Annotated in this window: 23 protein-coding genes; 11 read left to right on the top strand and 12 right to left on the bottom strand. The window is 40.7% G+C overall.

What is annotated here, in order from left to right; genetic code table 11:
- Window positions 1–2 precede the first annotated feature (2 nt).
- From FCR06_RS25070 to FCR06_RS25020, 11 genes are all read right to left on the bottom strand, one after another.
- Window positions 3–1,277, bottom strand: a complete 1,275-nt coding sequence (locus tag FCR06_RS25070) for a hypothetical protein (protein ID WP_223280279.1) — start codon at window positions 1,275–1,277, stop codon at window positions 3–5.
- The gene (locus tag FCR06_RS25065) at window positions 1,274–2,113 is read right to left on the bottom strand and encodes a hypothetical protein (RefSeq protein ID WP_138504540.1); all 840 of its coding nucleotides are present in this window, start codon (window positions 2,111–2,113) and stop codon (window positions 1,274–1,276) included. The genes FCR06_RS25070 and FCR06_RS25065 overlap by 4 nt, the downstream gene beginning before the upstream one ends.
- A gap of 92 nt (window positions 2,114–2,205) precedes the next feature.
- Window positions 2,206–3,723: a TrbI/VirB10 family protein gene (locus FCR06_RS25060; RefSeq protein ID WP_138504538.1), complete on the bottom strand. Its 1,518-nt coding sequence runs from the start codon at window positions 3,721–3,723 to the stop codon at window positions 2,206–2,208.
- Window positions 3,724–3,727: 4 nt separating this feature from the next.
- Window positions 3,728–4,444 (bottom strand): hypothetical protein, encoded by a 717-nt coding sequence (locus FCR06_RS25055; RefSeq protein WP_138504536.1) that lies wholly within the window; start codon window positions 4,442–4,444, stop codon window positions 3,728–3,730.
- Complete coding sequence (locus FCR06_RS25050; RefSeq protein ID WP_138504534.1) at window positions 4,441–5,493, bottom strand: type IV secretion system protein; 1,053 nt, start codon at window positions 5,491–5,493, stop codon at window positions 4,441–4,443. The genes FCR06_RS25055 and FCR06_RS25050 overlap by 4 nt, the downstream gene beginning before the upstream one ends.
- Complete coding sequence (locus tag FCR06_RS25045) at window positions 5,483–6,247, bottom strand: hypothetical protein (RefSeq protein ID WP_138504532.1); 765 nt, start codon at window positions 6,245–6,247, stop codon at window positions 5,483–5,485. The genes FCR06_RS25050 and FCR06_RS25045 overlap by 11 nt, the downstream gene beginning before the upstream one ends.
- On the bottom strand, window positions 6,189–6,746 hold the full coding sequence (locus FCR06_RS25040; RefSeq protein WP_138504530.1) for a hypothetical protein: 558 nt from the start codon (window positions 6,744–6,746) through the stop codon (window positions 6,189–6,191). Before FCR06_RS25040 ends, FCR06_RS25045 begins: the two co-directional genes overlap by 59 nt.
- Window positions 6,743–9,799: a helicase HerA domain-containing protein gene (locus FCR06_RS25035; RefSeq protein WP_138504528.1), complete on the bottom strand. Its 3,057-nt coding sequence runs from the start codon at window positions 9,797–9,799 to the stop codon at window positions 6,743–6,745. Before FCR06_RS25035 ends, FCR06_RS25040 begins: the two co-directional genes overlap by 4 nt.
- A gap of 174 nt (window positions 9,800–9,973) precedes the next feature.
- Window positions 9,974–10,462 (bottom strand): hypothetical protein, encoded by a 489-nt coding sequence (locus FCR06_RS25030; RefSeq protein WP_138504526.1) that lies wholly within the window; start codon window positions 10,460–10,462, stop codon window positions 9,974–9,976.
- A gap of 878 nt (window positions 10,463–11,340) precedes the next feature.
- On the bottom strand, window positions 11,341–13,521 hold the full coding sequence (locus FCR06_RS25025) for a hypothetical protein (protein WP_138504524.1): 2,181 nt from the start codon (window positions 13,519–13,521) through the stop codon (window positions 11,341–11,343).
- A 1,474-nt stretch (window positions 13,522–14,995) separates the two neighbouring features.
- Complete coding sequence (locus FCR06_RS25020) at window positions 14,996–15,175, bottom strand: hypothetical protein (RefSeq protein WP_223280278.1); 180 nt, start codon at window positions 15,173–15,175, stop codon at window positions 14,996–14,998.
- Window positions 15,176–15,547: 372 nt separating this feature from the next.
- Here FCR06_RS25020 and FCR06_RS25015 point away from each other — a divergent pair, with 372 nt between their 5' ends.
- From FCR06_RS25015 to FCR06_RS24975, 11 genes are all read left to right on the top strand, one after another.
- Window positions 15,548–16,480 carry a ParM/StbA family protein gene (locus FCR06_RS25015; protein WP_138504519.1) on the top strand — a complete coding sequence of 311 codons (933 nt, stop codon included), beginning with the start codon at window positions 15,548–15,550 and terminating at the stop codon, window positions 16,478–16,480.
- Window position 16,481: 1 nt separating this feature from the next.
- The gene (locus FCR06_RS25010; protein ID WP_012412870.1) at window positions 16,482–16,892 is read left to right on the top strand and encodes a hypothetical protein; all 411 of its coding nucleotides are present in this window, start codon (window positions 16,482–16,484) and stop codon (window positions 16,890–16,892) included.
- Window positions 16,889–17,050: a hypothetical protein gene (locus tag FCR06_RS32990; protein WP_181927079.1), complete on the top strand. Its 162-nt coding sequence runs from the start codon at window positions 16,889–16,891 to the stop codon at window positions 17,048–17,050. The genes FCR06_RS25010 and FCR06_RS32990 overlap by 4 nt, the downstream gene beginning before the upstream one ends.
- Complete coding sequence (locus FCR06_RS25005; protein WP_138504517.1) at window positions 17,050–17,316, top strand: hypothetical protein; 267 nt, start codon at window positions 17,050–17,052, stop codon at window positions 17,314–17,316. Before FCR06_RS32990 ends, FCR06_RS25005 begins: the two co-directional genes overlap by 1 nt.
- A 7-nt stretch (window positions 17,317–17,323) precedes the next feature.
- Window positions 17,324–17,572 (top strand): hypothetical protein, encoded by a 249-nt coding sequence (locus FCR06_RS25000; protein WP_138504515.1) that lies wholly within the window; start codon window positions 17,324–17,326, stop codon window positions 17,570–17,572.
- On the top strand, window positions 17,569–18,000 hold the full coding sequence (locus FCR06_RS24995; protein ID WP_138504513.1) for a hypothetical protein: 432 nt from the start codon (window positions 17,569–17,571) through the stop codon (window positions 17,998–18,000). The genes FCR06_RS25000 and FCR06_RS24995 overlap by 4 nt, the downstream gene beginning before the upstream one ends.
- Window positions 17,997–18,122 carry a hypothetical protein gene (locus tag FCR06_RS34415; RefSeq protein WP_262984711.1) on the top strand — a complete coding sequence of 42 codons (126 nt, stop codon included), beginning with the start codon at window positions 17,997–17,999 and terminating at the stop codon, window positions 18,120–18,122. Before FCR06_RS24995 ends, FCR06_RS34415 begins: the two co-directional genes overlap by 4 nt.
- Complete coding sequence (locus tag FCR06_RS24990) at window positions 18,119–18,724, top strand: hypothetical protein (RefSeq protein WP_138504511.1); 606 nt, start codon at window positions 18,119–18,121, stop codon at window positions 18,722–18,724. The genes FCR06_RS34415 and FCR06_RS24990 overlap by 4 nt, the downstream gene beginning before the upstream one ends.
- A 54-nt stretch (window positions 18,725–18,778) precedes the next feature.
- Window positions 18,779–19,345 carry a hypothetical protein gene (locus tag FCR06_RS24985; RefSeq protein ID WP_138504509.1) on the top strand — a complete coding sequence of 189 codons (567 nt, stop codon included), beginning with the start codon at window positions 18,779–18,781 and terminating at the stop codon, window positions 19,343–19,345.
- A complete protein-coding gene (locus FCR06_RS24980; protein WP_223280277.1) occupies window positions 19,345–21,246 on the top strand; it encodes an ATP-binding protein in 1,902 nt (633 codons plus the stop codon). Before FCR06_RS24985 ends, FCR06_RS24980 begins: the two co-directional genes overlap by 1 nt.
- Before the next feature lie 266 nt (window positions 21,247–21,512).
- On the top strand, window positions 21,513–22,511 hold the full coding sequence (locus tag FCR06_RS24975; protein ID WP_138504507.1) for a hypothetical protein: 999 nt from the start codon (window positions 21,513–21,515) through the stop codon (window positions 22,509–22,511).
- Window positions 22,512–22,706: 195 nt separating this feature from the next.
- On the opposite strand, the gene FCR06_RS24970 is transcribed toward FCR06_RS24975, so the two are convergent.
- Window positions 22,707–23,415, bottom strand: a 709-nt coding sequence (locus FCR06_RS24970) for a bluetail domain-containing putative surface protein (protein ID WP_317616842.1), incomplete at its 5' end; no start/stop codon positions are given.

Raw genomic sequence — 23,415 nt, 5'->3', positions numbered from 1 at the left:
TTTCACCCCCTCCCTAGAATGACTAAATCATTCTCTTGAGTGGGAATCCAAGGTACAGGGCCAATAAAGTAGGGAGTGCAAGATTTACCACCCCAGAGAAAGCTAATGCAAAAACGAAAAAATAGCCCAAAGTTGGCTGTACCAGTGGACTCATTTACACCAGTTAGCACAACTTTGAAACCAGAACCGTAGACAAGCCTACCTGTTGGTTCTTTACCACCGTTAACACGTTGTAAGATCCCAAAACCACCGTCTACTTTCTGAGCAGAACCAGAAGCCCATCGCTTACCGTAAAGGTTGCCAGCTTGCCCAGCAACATCACCTAGTTCTAGGAATGGACACTCTTTACCCACATTACAGGCGACAACAACATTTTTGTTGGAACGATTTACCCTACCAGAAACAAAGTAATTCTCTCTTGCCCTAGAATCACCACGTTCCGAATTACCTAAAACCACAGAAGCTATACCCACCACATCCAAACCCGAATTAATCGGCTGTGGCATCTTGTCAAAAGGTACTTGATTTAGCCCCGGCACTTGATTAATGTAGCTTTGCTGCCAGCCTGGAAATCTTGATAGTTGCGTCTGATTAAGTCTAGGAATTGAGTTAATAGGATATCGACCTAGATCCAGTTTTTTACCCAAAGGGGTATTAGCAGCTTGTGGATTAGATTTTAAAATAGTTGAAATCTTACCGTTAAGTCCAATTTTGAGCGAATTTTTGTCAGGTCTGTTTGACTTTGGAGTAGCTGCGGCTATTGAATCAGAAGTTATGCTACTGTAACGAGATTGCAAGAATAAATCATAAATAGGTGGAACTTGATTAATATCAAGATTGCCCAAGCTGGGAATAGCTTTGACTAGGGTGTTGGGAGTTTGCCACTGCATTAATCCCAAGTCTTTGAGTGTAAGCTTGGGCCCCAGAGGTACGATGACAGAGATAGTTTTCAGGCTGAAGGCAGACATTTGAAAAGCATCATCTACGTCCCCCAACATAATTACAGAATCAATACTCTGTCCGGCTGTCCAAGAACGGGAGGGATTATAGCCAATTTTTGCGGCTATATCTGGGGAAATATCAAGATATCCGGGCTGTTGTAATGGATCTAAGCTACTCCAATTGATTTTTGACCAGTCTGGAGACTTTAATTGATATTTACCGGAATTATAAGTAACTGTTGGAATTTCTGCATTGGCGACGCTGGGTAATTCTAGAAGTGATGTCGCAACCATTGAGGCAGAAATTATTGATAATAAAGCTCTATTGTTAATCACTGAGTTTGCCCCCATTGCATCAGTTTATTGAACATTTCTTGGAGAATACCTGATAACCTAATAGCCTCTGTCCTACTTTTACCTCTCCTCAATAAACGGATGGTATCTTGCGTTTGTCGCCATACTATAGACTTAGGTTTGATTGCGCCATTACCCACCGCCACTGCTAAACCATAAGCTACGGCATTAGCATCATTTCTTTGTGAAACAGTGCTGGTTTGCGAAGAAGTATTGACTGTTAAACGTGGTTTTTTATCAAAATTTCGAGGTGCGGTGTTATTGGTGATATTATTGGTATTGTTTAATCTAGTTTTATTAACTAATGGTTTTTCAGCTATTAATAAAGGCTGTGGTTTATCCGAATCTGGCTTAATAATTAAACTGGTATATTCTGGTTTACCTTTAGCCGGAATCAACTGAAATTGATATTGTTTTTGACCGTCAGCACTAGCTGTAATCACGGTAATTACGGTACTACCATCTTGACTAGAAGTTAAAACCGGAAAACTAATTGGTTTAATTTGTCTGAGGAATAAAATTGTAGCTCCTCCACTACCACAACTTTCATCTGATGCACCACGCTGACATAAGTTGCCATTGGAAGTTAAAGCAAAGCGGGAAGGGTCTCCTAACCACACTTGCTTGATGGTTTCACCTGTGGGAATGAAATTGAGAGTCAAACCGTAACCAGCCCAAATCTTTAAGTCAATTCCATGAGAATTACTACCTTGAGCATCTTGTGAATAAACATTTCTCGCGGCTGGTAGTGCTAAAGCTGTGCCTGTATTAGCGTTGATAACTAACGTAGTTAGCAGTAAAAAACCTAAACGTTTCATATCACAACGGATTTATCTGCAAGAAATTGTGTAATAGTTATAAATTCAGAATTTGAAATTTATCCTTTTAACTCATTACTCATTGCCTAATTTCATATCGAAATTGATTGATTGACAAAGATTTGTACTGGTTTACCTGTTTCAATTACAAAAACTTGTTGTTGCTGTTGTACTTGTTGTAATTGCTGCTCATTGGAATTTTTCATCCTACTGAGAATTTGATTAACACTGCCTTCAGTAAAACCAGCCAGTAAATTCTTATCACTGTTACTTGTTGTAGTGGTTGTTGTACCCAAAGAGCTAATTGTTGTCTCTGAATTAGCTCTATTTTGAATCTCAGCCACCTTAGATAAACCAGACAGCATAGATGCCATAAGCGAATTGCCTAAATTACTGCCACCTTGACGAGATTCAGCTTTAAGTAAATTACCATTTTTACCCAATACCAAAATCGAATTCTGAGGCAGTGGCTTTTCCTCTGTTTTACCGTTGATGTTCACTAATACAGAAACAGCCGTCATTTGCACTATTTCTAAGTTAGTGGGATTGATCATAGCTACAACATAAGCATCTTTGGGTAAAACTTCAGACCCATCAAATGCTTTCAGGGGTTGAGTTAAACGAATCAGGCTATTTTGCTGCTGCTGATTACTCACACCACTACCCACCCAGGCTACAGGAGTTTCCATCACACCCGCCGCACGAGTTCCGACTAAAACCCGCTTGCCATCGTAGTTAGTCGGTGGTGGCTGTGGTGAAGAATTGCGATCGCTCCGAGGTAAGCTATCTGGTTTTATCCCTATACCCCCATTCACTTGAACATTACCCAATTCTGCCTCTTCCTGGTTTAAATCTGCATTGCCAGTGTCAGTAGAGGAGTAATTACCGACATTAGCAGCTGCTAACCATTCCTGCATCGGGTCTTTGGGAGTGGTACGAACGGGTAAGGGATTGGAGACAACTTGAGATTTTACGGGTTTGGGTACAGGAGTAGGCGCAGATTGTCTCACCACTGGTTGAGCAGCCACGCGATCCCTTCTACTAGGTCTAGTAACAATAGGTGGCGGTGGTGCTTGATGAATAATTAATGGTCGCGTTGGTGTAGGCTGAGTTTTGACGGTAGGTGTAGGAGTGGCTGTAGCTGTAGGGGTAATTGTTGACGTTGGTGGTGCAGTTTCAGCGTCTTTTTTAGTAACAGCTTGTAACTCCCCTTTTTGAGAGGTGAGAGCGATCGCTGTTTTTAGGTCTCCTTTTTCATTTTCATCATCTGATTTAATATCTGTCTGAATACTTTTTGCATTTTGCTGGGCTGGCTTATCACCGGGAGAATTCAAAGCCCCTGTAATTGAGCTAATCATCGTCCCAAACATGACAACTATTAACAGCACCCCACCAGAGACTGTTAACCCTTTTAGTAATGGGTGATTAGCTACAGGGCGAGTAGTGACAATTTCTTCTGGTTCAGTTTTTTGTTCATCCACAGGTGATGATGTTTCTGAAGCATCAGGAATTTCTACCCCATTCATCCGAGCAAATTCTTGGCTTCTATGGAGAGTATCACCAGTAGTAGCTTCAGAATTCGTATTTACAACTTGACTTTGATTTGACATAAAGCTACTTTCCTAAATCTAAATCTTGGATGCGGTAAATTTCCATTCCCGCTTTTCTAGCTCTATAAGCCTCTATCTGTGGTACAGAAGGATTATTCGGTAAAGGTGGTGTATCTACCGCTCTCACAAATACAGTTTTATTAAAAGAAATAGCCTTACCTAATTGATCTTGACCTTTAAAAACTACTAAGTTGGCAACCATTTCTAATCGCCATTTACCCTCTTCTATTTTCTGAGGAGGTGAAAGATGGCGTACAAGTAAAGCTGATTGAGTATTACCATTAAACACATCAGATGGTGTTAAAGCAGCTATTTCTCGCAGAAAACTAGCGCGAAAATCTTCTGATAATGCAAATCCTGCACTCCAGGTATTTGTAGTGAGTTTTTTATCAGATACTTGTACACCAGGGTCAAGTTTTAGTTTGGTTGGATCTAAGTTACTATCAGACGATTTGGGAACGGCATTCCAACTCATCAAATTCATCATTATCCGCCCCGCAAAGTCCATAATTGCTTGGTCAGTACGGTCTTTTTCTCCTACAGCAATTGCTGTAATGGAAGTACCATCTTGAAGTTCTACTAAGGTAGGTTTCTGGTTAGATATTTTACTTAATTTACTGGAATTAGTCAGATTTATCAGTAACAAGAAGAGTAAGATAACAGCTTGCCCTATTGATACTAAGGGAGTAAAGTTTATCTCTTTCTTATCAAGTAATCTCATCTGAATACCCTCCCTGAGATTAACCTCCCACTGCTAGAGAAACATGAGAAAGCTGCCATTCCTCCCCCAGACCCCATTGCTAACGCCAGTATTGGAGACAAAATTGCTTGTACTAGCTGTAAGAACAAGGGATTATTGTTACTAGCATTCACTATTGCACTAGCAGCCATTCCACAAACAATTGAGTATGACATGAGTACCAAAGTCAGTGCTAACCATCCTGCAACCCAAGCATAGATGGGTTTAGCTCCAAAAGGGAAAAGTGAAAGCACTAAAAAAATAGGGGCTATATAGGCATTTAGTAAGAATGCTACTTGCACAACATATTGAAAGGCTGCTTGTAAGCCACTGAATATAATCCATGACAGGGCTTGCACCATTGAATTAATAGTTTGCCCAGCTATATCTAATGGATTCCAACTATTTGAATAAGAGGATATACCATACTTATTTTTGTAGGCTTGAGCTTGCTTTTGAATCTCATCGGCTTTCTCTTTTTGACATATTTCTCTTGGGTTTATAATGTTTCCTTGGTTATCTTGTCCATTTGTAGGCTTTTTTTCACACTCTTGCATTTGTGCTTGAACTGAAAGAGCAAAAGCCTGATCCATATTGGCAGTACGAATAGCATCTCTCAAAGTAATGCCATTTCTCGTAATACTTAATACTTTGTCATTCAAATTAACCGCTACATTACGAAACATCAGAGACGTGGTAGCAAGTAACTGTCCATTATTAACTGTCAACATTAAACAGACTAATAATGGATAGACCATCTCATTCAAAATTTCATGACTAAATCCTTCCTGAATTAACCTAGAATACCAACTGATAGACCAGAAGGAAACAAAAACCACTCCACATAAAGCAGAAACAGCAACTACTGCTTTAAAAACTTCACTGTTCCCGTTAGCTAAATCTTGCCAGTCTTGGTTAAATGAAGATACAACCATGCGAGAGCCGTTAATCGCACCATCTACTATATCTTCCGCGTTTGTATCTCCAGTTAGTTCTAGTAAATACCAAAAGTTAGTTAAATTATTTAGCATTGCTTTGTTCCCAAAAAGCATCAGCGAAAGCGGCACTACCTATAATTTGCTTGGCACTAGAATTATTATTAGCTTGCTCTTTTCTTGCTTGCTCATCCAACCTACTGGAAATATCACTCAAATTGATATTGGCTGCTGATAAAGCTCTAGTTTGTTTTTGTGCTTCACTGTGAATTGATTTAGTAATAACTGTTGTTTGTAGATTCTGCACTGCCATCTTTTTCAAGATGTCTTGAGTGATGACATCATTTTGTACTTCATCAGCAGTATTAGATGAATTTTCTACAGCATAATTAGAGATTTCTGCTTCTTGCGCTTGAGTTTTTTGCCCTTCTCTGCCTAAAACAGATCCAGATAGCCCATAAGTATAAGCTTGATGCCATTGTCTCTGGGCATTTTCACCTTGGGTTTGAGAATCAGTTTCTACTAAATCAGTATCTTGCTGTTGAATAATCACCTTGATATTTTTACCTGCTTTTAATGGGTCAGGTATACCCATAACTCCATTTGTAGAAGTGATGGCTATATCTAGGTCTTTATCTTTGTTCAAGTCTTTCGATAGCTGGCTAAATTCTTGGCTATACAGCTTAATGTATGACTGCAAGCTTGTCATGACTTGCTGAAATTGTTCTAGGAATGAAGATTTGGCTGTGGCCGGTAAAACTGAGCAAAAAATGAATACAATTACTAAACTACTAAAAACTGCTAAACGGCGGTAGATAGGGGCTAATGTCAACTGGTTGAGTGATTTCATATAAATTCTCCAAAGAGACTGTAAAAGATTTGGGAGCGCAAGCAGATATCACCTCTGCTTTATTTCCTAAAATTTTCTTGCCAGTTACTATTAGTGGTGCTGGAGGTTGTTTATCAGTTCTCTTAGATAACCTTTCAAACAAACTTCCCTCATACCGTGGATGTTCAGGTATTAAAGATGCTGGCTGTGAGTACATTAAAATATAGTCTTTTTCAGATATAAAATCTGTATTTATTCCTGGCTGTTTTAGCTTTATTTTAAATGGTTGCTGCATTAAAGATGAATAGTAAGCAGCTTTTAGAAATCGATTATTTTGTACATCATTGCTGGCATTTTCAATCATTTCTTGACAAGCTTGCTGTTTCTGGGCAATATACTTATCATGCTGTTGCTGATGCCGCTTCCACACTTCAAATGATGCCCATGAAGATAAAACTCCTAAAATAGCCAACAAGACTTTATATTGTGCAAATCCCGTAGCAATTTCTAACTTTTTCATAAAGGCTTACCCTGCTTAATGCAACCAACATAGTATTTGGCAAATTCAGACACCCACTGAAATTTATCTGAGTACATTGCTTTAAATCTGTCGCGTGCCGCTTGTTCTTCTCTGCTATTAGCAACTAACGCCAACATTGGGTAGGAAGGATAGTAACGACAGCGTATATATTTGTTGTTGTAATCCAATAGCCACAACGTATATAGCTGTTTGATATTGGGACGAAAACTTTCATTCTTATCAAGAATTTGCTTTGGTATGCCTAAATGCTCTGAAAAACTTTTTGCAGCCCCTGGTACTATCCGCCCTATTAACCGACAGGGCATATTTTGTAAAATTTGTTCACCCGCTTCTGAGTTAGCGACCGACAGAATATCTTGACCCGCAAGTATGACCCGACAGCCAGATTTTCGAGCAGTCGCGCATTTACGACCCACTAACCGCGATAAGGCAGCAAACCGCAACAATACACTGGATTCATCCATGAAGAAAACGCTATTGGGTGCTGATAGGGATTGCCTGGAAGCGGCAATATAAGCAGACATCCCGAAAACTTCAGCGTCTTTACTTGATTGCAGGTTGGTGAGGGCAAAGGTAATCAGCTTGGCATCAGTATCAAACGTGGAAGGACGGCAGATAGCATTGCCAATGGTACTATTTCTCCAATATTGAAAGCGTAGGCGGATATAGTTCAACGCCCTATCTACGTTTTCATCTTCATAGCCCAAGTTTATGTGGTCTGTAGAAAAGAAATACTCCATGTCTGCAAGGGTTGGGGTATTCTCCCAAGCCGCAGAACCTAATCCTCCTTTCTTGGCAAGAGCAAAACGTCGTTGAATGTCGGGGTCATCGTAAAAGGCTTTTGTCCCTAGTGGGATGAGGGATTCGATTGTCTGGGACAAGAAACCATCAAATGATTGCGAACCCAAGACTAACTGAAGAACAATCAAGTTGACATCGTTTCTGTGGGCTTTAGCTCGTTCCTCCCGTTGTTCTTCTGGGATTTTTGATAAATCTAACGGCTGCACCAAATTGTTAGACTCTTTAGAAATATCAAAGTAAAAACCGTTGTGATAGGGTGTGTAGTCCCCAAAAGTCCCTGTACCGTCATCATTGGGCAGGTCTATCATTAAAATGCTCATGTCCTGAGCTTGGCACTCGGCGATGATGGAAGCTACCAAAACTGATTTACCTGAGCCGGTTGTACCGAGAACTAAAATATTCTTAGTTTTTGATAGGTCAATTTTGACGGGTGAATCACTCTCATCTGCGATTAACTCAAACCCTTGATGATCTGCGGGACTATTCTGCACTATATTAGTTAATCCCAAAACTTCACTTGCAAAGAAAGTTTGCCGACGATTATATGGGCGCATCAAAATCGGTTCTTGCCTGATGAGCAATGTTTGCAGCCAGATTAACCAAGCATATTCATATTCACGGGTTAATTCTGTGGGTTGGTTAATATAGCCAGCTATCAACCTACAGGCATCGTCTACTTGCTCTGCTGTATCTCGGTAAACCAGCACTACCAAGCTTAAATTTAGTGGTACATCTCCTGTATATAGTTGCCTTTGTGCTTCCACTGAGCGTTCCACATTGATTTGGGCAGAGACATCTATTGATTTTTTCTGCTGAACATTCAAATCTAATGCCCTAGAACGTTTGGTAATCATCTGCTGGGCTGCACGGTTTATCCCTCGGTCAGCCGGGGAGAATTCTGTGATGATTTCTACATCAAAAATGTTGTTGCGTGAGAATAAATCCCACAGGAAACGAATTTGATGTTTAGTGGAAGCAAAGATTTCTGGTTTCCGGGTTAGTACCATTACTCCGACATACTTCTTCTCATCACCGTTTGGTAAGCAAATCCATCGTTTGTCGGCGAAAGGTACACCATTATTGAGAATGATTGAGGTGAGATGCGGTTGACTGATGATTTCTAGTGGTTTATCGAAGGCGGCTTTCTCGTCAATTTCTTCTTTCAACCCTTGCTCATCAAATACCAATGTATGCGGGATGATTACTTCCTTTGCTCCGATGTTTTTACAAAGTTCTCTCCATAGGTCTTTGTCGGTTTTGGGCTGAGGATTCAACCCCATCTCTGAGAGAATCTGCTGGTATCTTAATGAGGCTTCTAGTGCTTTTGTTAAAATCTGCGTGAATCGCTTTTTGGTGATTTGACTAACTCCTGAATCTGTGAATCTTCTTTGGAGGAAGTTAGTCAGTTTTGCCAAAAACTTATCTACTGGGTCTGAAGTATCTAGCGATTCTGAGGTGACTGTAAATGACCAATAAATATTTAATTTCATATCTTTACGAGCTTTCTCCTTTGTCAGTTTTTGAGTTCTTGCTAACCTCCCCCAGTCTAAAAACTCACTTTCTAGAGACGTTGGGTTATTCAAACGTTGCATTAAATAATCTGTACTATCACTATCATCGCAGAATGAACTCCAGCGACAAGTGATTTTTTCGCCTTGGGGAATTTCTTTACAGCCGTTTTCAAAGGCTTGAGCCACCGCTTCTATTTCTTGTTCTGAATGGAATAAAGGATGAATTCCAGTACAAGCAAAACCAAATATTAATTGCAGAGTGTTACTACTTTCTGTCAGATTCTTTTTACTTAGTAGATAAGCTCCAACGACATAAGAATCTTTTTTGAGTCTGACTATAGTAGTCAAATCTAACCAATCTTCAAAGGGATTGAGGGTTTTAGGTTTAGATGAACGAGTTAGCTTGACTTTTCTATTACCGACTTTTTTCTTTTGCTGTGGTGAGGTGTAATTAGCATATCCTCTTGTCCATCTGGGGAGAATTGGATAAACCTTTGACCAGTACAGGTAAGGTTTATCTCCTGATAAAAAAGCTACTGATAAACTAGCCCAAAATGCCAAGCCTAAACCCCAAAATATATCTAATCCGAGAATTAAGCAAAGCAGTCCAAAAACTACGCAGAATACCCCGGCGAAAATTACGAACTGTCTGCCTGTAAATGGGCCAAACTTTGGGCTTTCACCTAAGCTCTGATTGACTTTGATTATCTCTTGTTTCATGAGCTTTTAAAAATTGCCATTAAATCAGAAATCAGAAGCCAGAATTCAAAATAAGTACAGGTATTATCAGCATCAATAAGGCGGTGCATCCTCGTAATTTTTTGATTGGTAGCAACTGCCGTTAAATGCTGTTTAGGACTCAGTATGGATTCTGATTTCTGAATTATTCGGTCATTAGTTACAAGCTGTGTTATTGCCAAAAAGCAGTGATTGGAATACTACAATCAATATCACAGATATGAAGGTAAAAATTGGCTGCTGAATGACATTACTAACTTCTTCACCACGTCCATACGCCGCAACGCCTTGATAAATAGAGAAGCAGAAATAACCGAATAAAACTATTGTCAAGGCGGTAAATAAAATCATTGGCAGACTAGTTAAGACTGCATTAGTAATCGCTCCACCTGCTGAGGCACTAGTAATTATACATTCCATTGCTTTTTGTGCATTAGAAAATATGGAATCTGCTCTAGCTGCCCTCGATTGTAAACCAATTAAAAGCGTTGTAGTGACTGAAACAAGCTGCCAACGTACCTGAAAAAATATCTCCAATAAGCTTTTTGAACTTTTATTTTTTGTCGCTCTACTATCAGCACGTTCATCTGCTGATATAGATGCTTTGAGCCGAGCCAAAGTCAAAGGTAAGTGTTTTCTCTGCATAACAAAGACTAGGAAACTGCTTAACTGTCCTGGAGCATCCACTTTTGGAAGAAAAATAATTATTTCGTACCATAAACCCACTATATGGGTTGTCTAAAAAAGTCTATCTGCCAAAACTGAATGCTCCCAACTGTCCTTTGCCAAAAAGACACACTTTAATTACTAGGGATAAATCTGATTTCCTGTCAAAATCAATTATTTTGCAAAGGAACAATAAAGAAACTCTAGTGCAACTAACTAGAACCAAACCAGTTTTGTAAATTTAATTCAAATTTCTATATATTTTTTTACTATTAAACCCGATTTTAGCAAAATTTTTATTCCTAATAATAGTTGACAAAAGACTTTACCTGTGCAAAATTTACTATTTATTTCACTTATACAAAAATAAATTTTACTACAACTTTATTTATCTATTTTTATTAGACATCATTTAATATCTATGCTTGGCATCAAAAACAGTTATTTTGATATCATAATGCCCATTTCTGGGACATAATTATCTTTTTTGTGACAAAAATGCCATAAAAACTAAAATCAGTCACAACAACGCACCTATAGTTGCGCCGTTGCATATCTTTAACCGCTTTTATGCTCTTGTTTATCCAGAATGGGACAATTTATTTTTGTTAATTTTTTATAAAAATGGTTCATAGATACAAAAATTTAAAGGCTTTATCTTAATGCCGATTGAGTAACATTTTCCGTAATACTACGTTTAGAAAAAAAACACTGCAAAAAATTTGCTTTCTATCACTTAGATAGTACATTCGTTCTAAAATCCAGGTTCTGATTTCCCCACTTAGTTGTGGGGTTTTTATTGAGTTTTTGCAGCTAAGTCAATCATTTTTAATCAAAAGCCTACACGATCGCAAATTCTATAGCCTGTAGTCATGTCTGCTTTGTTTTAAACGCTCTGCCATCTCTAGGGCAGAGGGGTTACTTGCCAGCCATTCCTGCGCTTCCTGTTGTAAAATCAGCGACGGCGATTCTAGCATTAGCAAACGCATGGCCACCTTTTCTAGTTTGATTCGCTCCTGGGGCAGGAAGGATAACTTTTCTATAGTGCAGTATAATTTCAGCCAATGACGTGCTTGAGCAGTTGCCTGAAGTTTCAGTCTGATTGCCTGACGGTAATCATCTGGGCTAAAGGTTTGCTGTAGAACTGGATCATCCGCTTCTACAGGAATGGGTAGTGAATCTACACACCCGAATTTCGGATGTGTAGTAGTTGGTATAGAAACTGGTACAGAGGGTTCGGCTTCTGAGGTATGTTCACCCTCTAAAGTGTTCTCACAGGTGCTATCAACATCACTATGAGCAGTGGTTACTACGTCTGAAATACCTAACCCAGTAATTGTTTCCTCATTTGATAAGTCTTGCTTATTGTCATCAAACGATTCGCTTCCGAAAGGTTGGTATAGGTTTTGCTTATGATTGATAAAATTTGAAGTTTCTAAAGAATTAGAACTAGGATCTGAAGAATTAAAACTGGGAGAAAATTCTTGAATTTGAATTTGAGAAGATTCTTGAATTTGATTAAGTTCAACTATAGGCGTTGCTGGTGGCAACGCTTTAGCTGAACTCAAGTACAAAACCTTCATATATGGGGGGAGTGTGTAAATTTTTGCTGTTTGCTCCTGTATCCCTTGTTTAATCTGAGTTTCAGACTGCGGTTCTTCTAACCACGGGTCTGGTATTTGGGGATATTTTTCAGGAGATAAAATCGCTGGGTTGCTGTCTAGAAGGTCATTTACAGGCTGTTTTGATGCGTTTTTTTCTTGGTGGTCGGGATGCCATAGGGGTAGGTATATTGCTTTGTGCAGGGTTGTCTGACTTACTCCTTTGCCATACTGGGCTTTGGATGCGGCGATTATTGCTAGAGCGCGATCGCTTGTCCGTTCTGGAAATGTTAGAGTCTGTTGTAACTGTGCAACAATCGAACGAATCCGCTCTATTGTCTCTTGCTGACGTTGTTCATTAGGGTKCAGGTTGATGATTTTATTTTCATCTACTCTGCCAAATTGTTCTTTATAACTGTTTACCCGTTGCGGTGTGCCTGGGTACGGGGTGTAAAATCCTTCACAGCACCTTGCCCATTCTTTGGCTCGTTGTTCGATTTCGTGTTGGTGGCGACACCAGTTTACATAACCTGGGGATTGGCAGGCTGTGATCACTATATGATCTACTAGTGTCTGTCCGCTTAATTGGCGAAAGACTATGCCGTAACACGCTATGTCTTTGAGCAGTTCGTTGGTCTGTCCGTTTCCTGTCCATCCTTCAGAGATACGTTGTTGTAGGTCTTGCTTCCATTGCTCGGCTGCACTGCGCTGACGGTAGGGGAATTTTATAATTTTTTTGCTGTTGGCTCGGACTAGTGCTTGGGCTAATGCTTCGTAGTCTTGCCCTTTTGCTGACCAGTTGGCGGCGTTGAGGAAGTCTTCGATGTCGTCTGACCACGGTTCTAGGCAATCATCGAGTACATAAGAGCCTGTCTGTAAGGGTAAGCGATGGGCGTTGAAGTTACTGGGGCTGCCTTTGCTGTACACTTTGCAGTTGGGGAATATTTCTAGTTCTCCTCCTTTGATTTTGAAGCCTGCTGCTTCTAGGGTCTGCTGGATGGCACAGGCTAGGGTGTAGGAATGTTGTTTTTCTTCTAAGAAATAATATATATGCAGTCCGCCACTATCGCTTGATTGTATAGGGATTGGTCTGCATAAGCCGATTTCTTCTAGGCTGGCTAGTAGCTGTCGGTATTTTATTTGGCTGTTTGATGGGTGTAGCTGGCTTTTTCTGTCTAGGTCTATTAGTAGGTAGTTGGTTTGTTTGGTAAACCGCAGTCCTATTAAGACATCGGGGTTTAAGTATTGTTGCCACAGGTTACGCGGCTGTAAGGGGTAGCGGGTTTCTGTTTGCCACTGTGGGCGTTCACCACTTTTTGGGGTGGGGGCATAGATGAATCCCCAACCATGATGGAAGTATTCTAGAAACCTTTGTCCTAGTTGATCTAATGGCTCTAGGGTAGATTGTGCTGCTGTGTTTGCTTTGGCTTTTGCCATTTTTCTCTCTCCGATGATGATTGGTTCATCGGAGCTACCTACACTTTTTAGGTTCGGAGTGTATCTTTCTTGGCGTGGGGTGTTGGCATAGGGTGTAATTGTTGAAGAAGAATTCAGAAGTCAGAATTCAGGAGTCAGAATCAATCCGTCGGGGATTCATCCGCCAGTCATACAGAATTCATGCTGAATTCTGACTCCTGACTCCTGACTCCTGAATTCTGTTCAATAATCTTTTCCTACACCCAACATCCAATACCCTAAGCCCTTCTTGGTTCTTAAACCCTACCCCCTAACCTCTCATTTGAAGGTTCATTAGCGGTGCTTATATCAAATGTCACCAACGGCTACAAACAAAAATTTTCCAATTTGCTTAAAAATTAATTTTCTTGTGAAAATGGCTGTAATTCTTAGCCTGAAGCTCTCATAGTTAGTTTTAGAGGGTTGATGCCACCTGATTCAAGTTGCACTAATTTTGCCTTTATGACCCAGACATTGCTACATTGAAATTGCTTATAAAAAATATTTTACGGTTGGTTGTTAACCGCTAAACGTTTGTCTGGCGTGTGGGCAGCTGGCCGATTTCTTTTTTTACCTACTTGACACAACTTGACCAGCGACTGGTGTAATCCTTGGCGCTAGCTTGTGGGTAGTAAAGAAAGCAGAAATCAGCCCTCTGTATTATTTTTTTAAGAAAAAAAGGTGCAGTTTTTGATTGAAAAAATTCATTATTCACGACGTTATCCTCATCTGCGAGGCATCTAGCCGTCAAATCATCCCTCAATTATTTTTGGCTCAATAGCTTTTGCCAATACTCCGCTTGAATTCAGAGTGGGGATAAATTATAGCGGTAGATGCTTTTTTACTATTTGTCCAAAAAAAAGCATAAAGTGTCCCGCCCTGTGTGCTAATATTGGCAACAGGTACGAACAGGTACGATAGGTTGGTTAGTTACGAGTGGTGAGTCCTCGTTAGTCTGGAACAATTTGGTGTTTTGACCTGGCAGTCTTTATGGCACCGAAACCGTTCTACAACGACTCACATTTATTTTGATTATCTGAATATGCTGTTTTGGTCGTTACTTCCTCCCTTGTAAAGACTAATTGCAGTTTTACGTGCAGACTTACTCTCGCTAGAGTAGCATGAAAAGCGGCTCGACCGTATAAAAACAGATTTGTCTGTCTGGTCTTGTAGGCTTACAAACATTCAAGCGAACATTTAAACAATTACATACAAACAGCGATCGCTCCTTGGTTGGAGTGGTCGCTTTTTTAAATAGCCCTCCTGAAATGTTAAGTAATTTTAATGATGTTTCATTCATGCTGCAATCAGCCCATTTCTTGTATTTACGTCTTTTGAAGGCATTAAGTTAATTTTGTTTTTATTAACGTGCTGACCAGTCCCTTGGGTCTGTCACTAGATCAAAATCATAATCTGGCTTGTTTGGTTGATTTTCCTTCGTCACGTTTGGCGAGTGTTAGTTTTGTTGCATATATCCCAATTCGGTTAATCGGTCTTTTAAAAGTTTATTTACGGCCGCATTAGAACTAATCATTTGGTCTTCTGCGTATTTGTCCAGAGCCTCAACGATTTCATCTAAATATCGAGTTGTCCTATTTGTTGTCGGTTTTTTCTGGCGGGCCATGAAAGTAATCATAATTTTTCTATCTCTACATTAGATTGATTACATCTACTCTAACTAAAGTGATACCACATTAGTATCAGCAAGTCTAATAGTTTTTAAATAAGATATTTAAAATAGTGATACTAATTTATAACCAAAATGATACCATCTTAGTTACACATTAGTTATTATATTTATATGCGTAAAGCGAATACGTTAAGCCTGAATCATGACAACTAGGATGTGACAAGCACCTTTGAGGTAACGTGTCTCTACAATTTTGAGTAAGAGTTTAGCAGATCTAGACTTAGGGAAATAGTAGAGAAAAATACGACCAAAATAGCTATCTGTATAGGTTAGCAACAGCCAAAAACGGCTGCTACTAGCTTTATTAGGAGATTGCAAGTGATCAATATTTACTGTGCAGATATCGGAAACTACAGCAGTATCACCGCCCTCAAAGGTGAAAAACCTCGTGTCATCCGTTCAGTCTTCCAAGATGTGACTTACACCAGTGCCAGAGATTTGGACACTGATAATTCACCCTCTGTCAAACTTGATGATAAGGTTTTAGTCCTCGGAGACCGCGCTACTAAGCAGAAAAATTCACAAACCGCAGCAGAAAGGGGTAAAGACCTGCCAGAATTTTTTAAACCGTTCACTTTGGCGGGATTGCGGCAGGATTTTGATGGTATTGTCCGCTTTCTCGTCCCAGAACATTCTCAATGGCACGAAGACACAATCAGACGGACTCTAGTTGCAGAGCATCAAATTAACGTCAACGACACAAACTACAGACACCGAATCAAAAACGTTGAATTTTTCCTTGAGACAGATGTTGCTGTAATTAATGCCTACAGAAATGGCAAGCTTGACATGGATGGCGACACACTCGCTATTGATATCGGTGGCGGCACAACTAATTATGTCGTCATCACCCCATCCTCGGAAGTTCTCACCCGTCGTTCAATTCCCAAAGTGGGCGGTGTCTCTCTGGCTAACGACATCATCAATAGTGATTTGATGCAGAGTTACGCCAAGCGCGATAACGTTGCTTTTAAAGTGGCGAAGATGATGGACGCGATCGCAGACGGTTCTTTCACCTACGGACGCAAATATGACTTTAGTTCCGTCTTTCCAGGGTTGTTAGAAAACTGGTTTAACAATCTGATGGACAGCATCTCTACAGCTGCTAATGACTATCTTGCAGACGTTACCAACGTGATGCTGATTGGTGGATGTGCTAATTTAGTCCGTCAAAAGCTGAGTGCCAAGCAAGGCTTTTACATTCCTGCCAATCCACAATTATCAAATATTCAAGCACTGTTGGCTATGTGAAATGCAAGTACGTTTAGCGGCTCAAGTCGCCAGCAAAGTTGAAGGAGTCCGTCTTTCACTTAACTATTCCAAACTGAGTGATACTGTAAATCTGCTATTGGACGCAATCAAACATCAATGGCATCTGAATCTGTCATCCTTGCCCCAAACTGGGACAATTAACCCCAAAGTCAGACTAGATGAACGTCATCAAGCCTGGGTGTCTCAATATGCAACCGAGAGGGGAATTAGCGTCACATCTGCCACAAATCTCTTGATTAGTGAATATCTAGCAGGCAATACGATGAATGTTTTGCCTCAGATTCAAAAAATTGAAACAGAAAATCTTGCATTAACTCCACAAATATCTCCACAAGAACAAACGACCGAAAAACTGAAAGGTCAGCTATTAGTTAGGAGTCTTAAGTTATGAATCAGACCCGTGTAGTCTTGGACGAGAAGCACATACCTAAAGCCAAGGAAATCATTGAGCAAACAGGAATTAATACATATTCACAATTATTTACCATCCTATTGGTGAACTACGGTGACACTCTTGTTCGTTCGTTAAAAGGTGGGAGTGAAAACTAATGCAAAATCTCACTCGCATCCATGATTCAACATTACTGACTCAATCGGGCGTTTATCAAATAGATAGAACTTTGTACCGATATCTAGAAAAAATAGGCACAGTCAAAGCACCACAGTATATCTTCCGTCCTCTTTCTGGAGAGAAGAAGAAGGCAGATATCAAGCTGAATGATAAAGCTTTAACTACTCGTTGTTATGCCGTAGAAGGCTTATCTACAAACAGTTCTGTCGTCAATCAACAATCACAGCAATTGTCCTTATTTTGAGGTGAATATGAGTCGGCAATCATTACCCCAATTGATTGTACAAGCCCAACAATTGCTCACACAAATTCCTCAACATCCACAATACCAAGCTTTGCAATTTTATTGTGATATCACTCTGGCTGATGTTAGTCAGTTTTTCAATACCTTGCAATCTGAATGTCAAATCAAAGGCGATTCGCACCCACTAACGCCAATCAGTAATGCGAATCGCCAGCTAATAGCATCAGGTATCAATATAAAGGATCTTACAAGATGAGCGACAACATCTTCTTTGCAGCCCTGAACGCGCTAACTAACAATGGATGCCCCCCGGAACTGGCACAGTCAGCCGCCTCCATTGTGGCTAATGATGATCCCTCGAAACCAGATTTAGGCAGAACCACTGAAGATCAGCAGATTATTCAAGAGACGCTGCCATATTTGCAGAATGAGACTTGGGACTCAACAGGAGCTTATGACAGCTATCAGACTATTGATGATACACCGCATCCCCTAGCTCACGGGCAGTTTTTAGCTAATTTAGGTGGGTTAGTCCCTGACAATCTGATTTTTGCACTGGCAGAAGGTGAGGATTACCCGTTTCAGATAATGCAGGAATTGGGCATTGGCGAGGATGTGATTGAACGTGCTGAATCCATCCAATCCAGACTGGGTGAGATGAATTATTGGGGTGAAGAGGCATGAAAGCTTTGATTACATTGTTGATGCGAATCTTGCCAGATGAGTTGGTAGAAGAAATTAATGCTGTCAGCCTGGATGAGTTGGATAAACGAGGTTTAATTATTTGGGCAGAGGAGCAAACATGAGCAGAACAGTAAAACTCAAGCTGGATGCACCCGTCACATACGCTGCTTTACAGTCCCTAACGAACATCAGCCAAGAAACCATATTCCAAGCACTCGACGGCAACGAGACCGCCGCCGCAGAGGTGGCAGATTTCCGAATCAAACAAACTCAACGCGCCCAAAATGCCAAGGCGGTATTCGGTAACTTAAACCAAGGGTTGCAGGCAACAGAAGCTGTTATGGCAGAAGAAACCCAGTTTCTCACCGCCGCAGGTACAAGCATCAACAAAATGGCTGATAGTTGGTCAAAGGTCAGAGTCAGCGATGCGCGTTTGGGCTATGGTCTACAGGAAAAAGTTATTGCATCTGACAACCAACTAGCCCAAGAACAGTTTCGGCATGGACGGACACTTAACCTGCTTGGTGAATCGCACCGTGCAACGCTCAGAGTCATTGAGATTGATGCTACCAAAGCACAATCTCAGGTTTGGCAGCAGGTAAAGGACAAACAGCAAGGACTTTCACCCGCAGACCGAGCCAAAGAAACACTAAAAGACATCCACAGACACGGTTCTAACGCCATGCGAGGATTGAAAGGTTTCTTTAGACGGTTGATTGACTAACAACTAAATTCCCAGGGGTGAACCCTGGGGATAACTCTTTACAAGGTTTGGCCAATGCTAACCAAAAATCAGAAAACGCCTATTTATTTTGATGCTGAGATTGTTGACGATTCGCCTACTTCTGTAACTGGGGATGAATACGACAGTGAACAGGTACAACAGGCGATCACAGAAATTGACAGTTCTATCACTATATTTCGTGGTATTGCCCAAGGTGCAGTTTTAGCAGGTTTTCAACTCACGTCAACGCAATCTCTGTATCTGGCTGGCAGTGTGGGACTGTTCCCCGCCGTTATTGCTGGCTTACCAGTGGGTGCTTCTTTCGCTGCTACCCTCTGCTACTTGCGCTTTGAAAATGGTTTGATTCCCAAAATTACCAATCGTCAAAAGTTGGCTATTGGTGTGACTCGCACCGCGATGCTGGCTGCTAGTTCTTGGAAGCTAACCGGGGATGCCCAACAGATGGACTTTGTAGCCCGTGGCAGTTTTCAAGTATTTACTCAGCAGGTGAGAGAGTTTGAAGGTATTCAGCAACCTAGTCAAAATCATTTTGGCTTCTTGCTGGGCTTTTCCGTATGTGCAGCTATTACATTGTACTTATTTTTACGGAAAAAGAGATAATGAAAGATGTTAAACCAACAGAACTTAATCAACGCTCCTACAGTCTGCTACCGCGTTTAGATTTAGCTATCAAACTATCTGTGGCAAGTGCTGTAGTTTGTGGCATAGCTGCCCATAGCGGCGACGGCATAGCCAAGAAAGACATCTGTTTCTACCCAAAATCAGCCAGAATCCACGATGCGCCCATTCAAGCTGGTGAGGGCAATCCAGAAGAACTATTGCTGGGTAAAAAGTATTGTCGCTATGAACAGCGATCGCAAATCCCAGAACCATATTTGAAGGCTAATCAGTACCGCACCAGCAACCCAAACTTTAACCCTTGGGCATTCCTCCAGCATGAAAGCTTGTACGTGTTCCGCGAACTGCCAGCCGACAACCCATTTAAGATTCATTTGGGTATTGCAGCGATCGCGTTCGGGGGGATAGGCTTGTGGGCAACCAGTAAGGCACAGAATTATTTAGCAGATATCAGACCTCATTACCGAGCTACCAAACAGTTTGAAGGTATTAGAGCGTCTTATAATCTAAAACTTGGTGAGCAACTGTTAAACCTCTCTGGTAACGAACTGCTGAAATACTTGCGTGGCATCAAAATTGCAGAAGCCAGACAGCAGTTTATGGCCAGCATTACCCCACAACAGCAGACAGCCCTACTCATGGCAATGTCGGCTGATGATTATTACGAGTTTGGCCACTTGTTAGATGGGGGGCAGAGCTTTGAGAAATTTGAGCCACAGCAACAGCCAGCCGCACAATTACCACATAGCACACCCGGAACTGTGCAAGAACAAGTACAACAGTCAACATTTGCGCCTCAACCAGTGTCAACAGGTGATTATCTTCACCCATCAGAGACTGAAGCACTAACAACATTGCAAACCATTGCCCGTTCTGATGGTTCTACTGCCTTAGTTGCTGCTCCAGGCTCAGGGAAATCCGTTACCCTTGATTACCTGATTCAAAGGATTTTGGATGATGACAACAGTGCTGATATTTGGGTAATCAGTGCGAAAAATGATAGCTTTTGCGGTTTACGGGACAAAGGTAGAGTAATTGTCTTTGATCAGGAGCAACCAGAATCAGCTAAACGCACAATTGATCGCTTTTACGACTCCTACAAACAACGTAAGCAGTTACCCGAACATAAGCGGGAATCATTACCGCCGCTAATACTGATTTTGGATGATTGGTTAGTTATCGCTGACCAACTCAGTAAAGCTTACTCCGACTGGAACTATGGAGGTAAATTACTAGATGTCTTACTGATTGGCAGAGAATTTAATACCAAGTTTTTTGCTTCCCTTCAGTCTTTTAATCTAGGTGCATTGGGGATTGAAAAGATGGATTCTCAAACTCGTCTCTGCCTAAATTTACTGTTATTAGGTAACAGGTACATCAAAAATGGTAGAGAACAAGAATCCTATGGAGTGCTGGAGTTGATTTTAAATAGGGGTGACATTATCCCTGGCAAGCAAGAAAGGGAAGAGATTAAATCTAGATACCTTCAGATCAAACCCATATCCTATAAAAATTTACGTCCCATATTGATTGCTTCTGTGGGTGGTTTTGTTGTGGCACTGATGCCTAAATTATCAAAACAGTCTAATCCTGTTGCTAATGAAAAAACTTATCTGGATAGAGTTTTTGACTTAGAATTTGATTTGAGTGAGATAAGTCAACAATCAAAACACCAACAGCAATTAAGTGAAGTAGCCAACAAGGTTTTAGAATACTTCCAAAATGTGAAAAATAAAGTCCCAAAGACATTACGTGATTTGAAGAAAGCTGACAGACTCACCAGCTACTCAGAACAAGAATTAATTGCTGGTTTAAAGGAATTAATTCAAACCGAGAAGATCAACACTGGTGAAAACAATACTTATTTCTTACCTGATTGGTAAAGTATCTGCTGTAGTGCCGTAAATTTTAGAGGCTGTATCAAGTGGTTTATTGTTTTTGTACGGCATACGCTCAAATCATGGCAAGCCTCATGATAAAAGCATCTTAGCCTACGGCATAGTTACGGCACATTGGAAACTTACGGCAGATATTCAGCATTAATTAGTTTTAGATAAAAACTCATATTCATACATATTTTTCTCGGTGACTATTACTATATTTAATCACTAAAAATGCTCAATTAACTTCATTAAATGAGGCATGAAATATGACAGTTTTTATCAAATTTCGCCAAAATAAATTTTCTGCAATTGAAAGCCTAGCTCAAAATTTAAAATCCACACTTCAAGAACTAGTCAGACTGGAGAAAGATCACAAATATTTATTTTTACAAGCTGAAGCGACAATGGTTTACAGTCTTGTAAAAAATGCTGCTAGCTCAATCAATCATTTAGTACGTATAAATTTAGATAATGAAAAAGCTATTGCAGTAATAAAAACTGTAGCTAATTATCTACATACTGCCTATATTCGAGTTTGCAAATATACTGGTTATATCGCACAGAAACTAGAACAGCTATTGCATGAAGCATTTAATCTGTTACCTTCAGGTATGACATTACAGCCTGAACTTTTTGCACCCAATGAAATCAATACTGTTATAGAAAACAAAACTACCATTCTTGATGTTATTGCCAAATGGTTCAAAGATAATGCTCAACGCTGGGCTTTTCAACAGCAACAAAAGTTAGATAAACAGTATTTCGATTACATCAACAACGGTAAACAAAAATCCCCGATTGCAGTGCAGCTATGTCTTGATTTAGAAAGTGTTACTTCTGCCCCGCCTGTTGATTCACCTCAAGTCGTTGCTCAAAAACTTACTGTTTTAGGCGATGTGGAATTGGAAGTAGAGAGTGAAACTACACCTTATAGTTCTTGGAGTAGAGGAGATCGCCTAAAAAGCGGTGGGTGTTCTGGGGCGATCGCCGACGTTAAGGGTAATAAAGCCAAAATAGATTGGGATAACGGATATTCAGAAGTTTATACCTTCTTTCAAATACACTGTTACGGCTATCAAAAGCTGGAAGCGCCGAAAAATCATACTTTAACTATCGACAATATCAAAAATTTAACCCTACGGGCTGCGCGAAAACTTGCTAGGAAGTTGGGACTGCCTCAAAAAATGAATGGGCAGGATTTGAAAAAGGAGGCACTGATTGCTTCTCTACTCGACTGGCGGCAGCAGCAAGCTTATCAGTTTTGAGTTACGCTTCAACAACTGGGAGTAGGTGTGACTGTGACTTAAAGTAAAAGTTTGCCGCAATGGCAAGCTTTTACTTTAATTTGACCCCGGTTTCTTTATACTTGAAACAGCAGACTGGTAATTGAGTASATGAAAACGGCAGCAGTTCGTATGCAATGCTGACTAATGCATAAGACTCTCCTTAACCTTTTTTGATTACGCTGTTGTAAAGTTGATTAGTCCGAGGGTTCCGGTGAGACTGGTCACTTCTATAATGGCGTCGGTGCTGGCACTGAAGCCGGGTGTGGCATCGTTAATGGCAATAAAGGTACGGCTTCCGAAGGTGAATTGGGCGGTGGCATTGGCGGCGAAGAAAGCGGTGGTGAGCTTGGCACTAATGCCTGCCATATCTAAAGTAGCTACGGCTCCGCCATTGCCAAATGCTGTTCGGGGGGTACTCACTCGGAAGAGATCGTTGTCGGTTGCTGCATTGAAGTCGCTAATGATATCAAAGTTAGCTAGGAGTGAATCGCTTAGGTTGCGGTAGTCAAAGCGATCGCTCCCTGAACCACCAACAAGGACATCTTTGCCACCTGAGCCAGTAAGAATATCATTCCCAGCTCCCCCCTGGATATTGTCATTGCCATCACCGCCATCAAGGGAATCGTTACCCACTCCGGCTGTGATGTAGTCATCACCCAGCCCACCCTTGACAGTGTTGTTGCCATCTCCTGCACTGATATTGTCGTTACCATCTAGTCCATCAATGACATCATTGCTGGCTGAACCATAGAGATAGTCATTAGCTGCCGTACCAGTTTGGCTAACTGACAACTGGCTGATTTGAGCATTAGTCAAAACTGTCGCATCAGCAAACTGAAGTTTTGCCAATTGGTAATAAGCACCTAATAAGCACCGTAGTACC

Origin of the sequence: Nostoc sp. PA-18-2419 (assembly GCF_005869855.1) — a bacterium.
Classification (GTDB): Bacteria; Cyanobacteriota; Cyanobacteriia; order Cyanobacteriales; family Nostocaceae; genus Nostoc.
The sequence above is the reverse complement of the archived record's forward strand: the minus strand, read 5'-3'. Positions and strand labels throughout refer to the sequence as shown.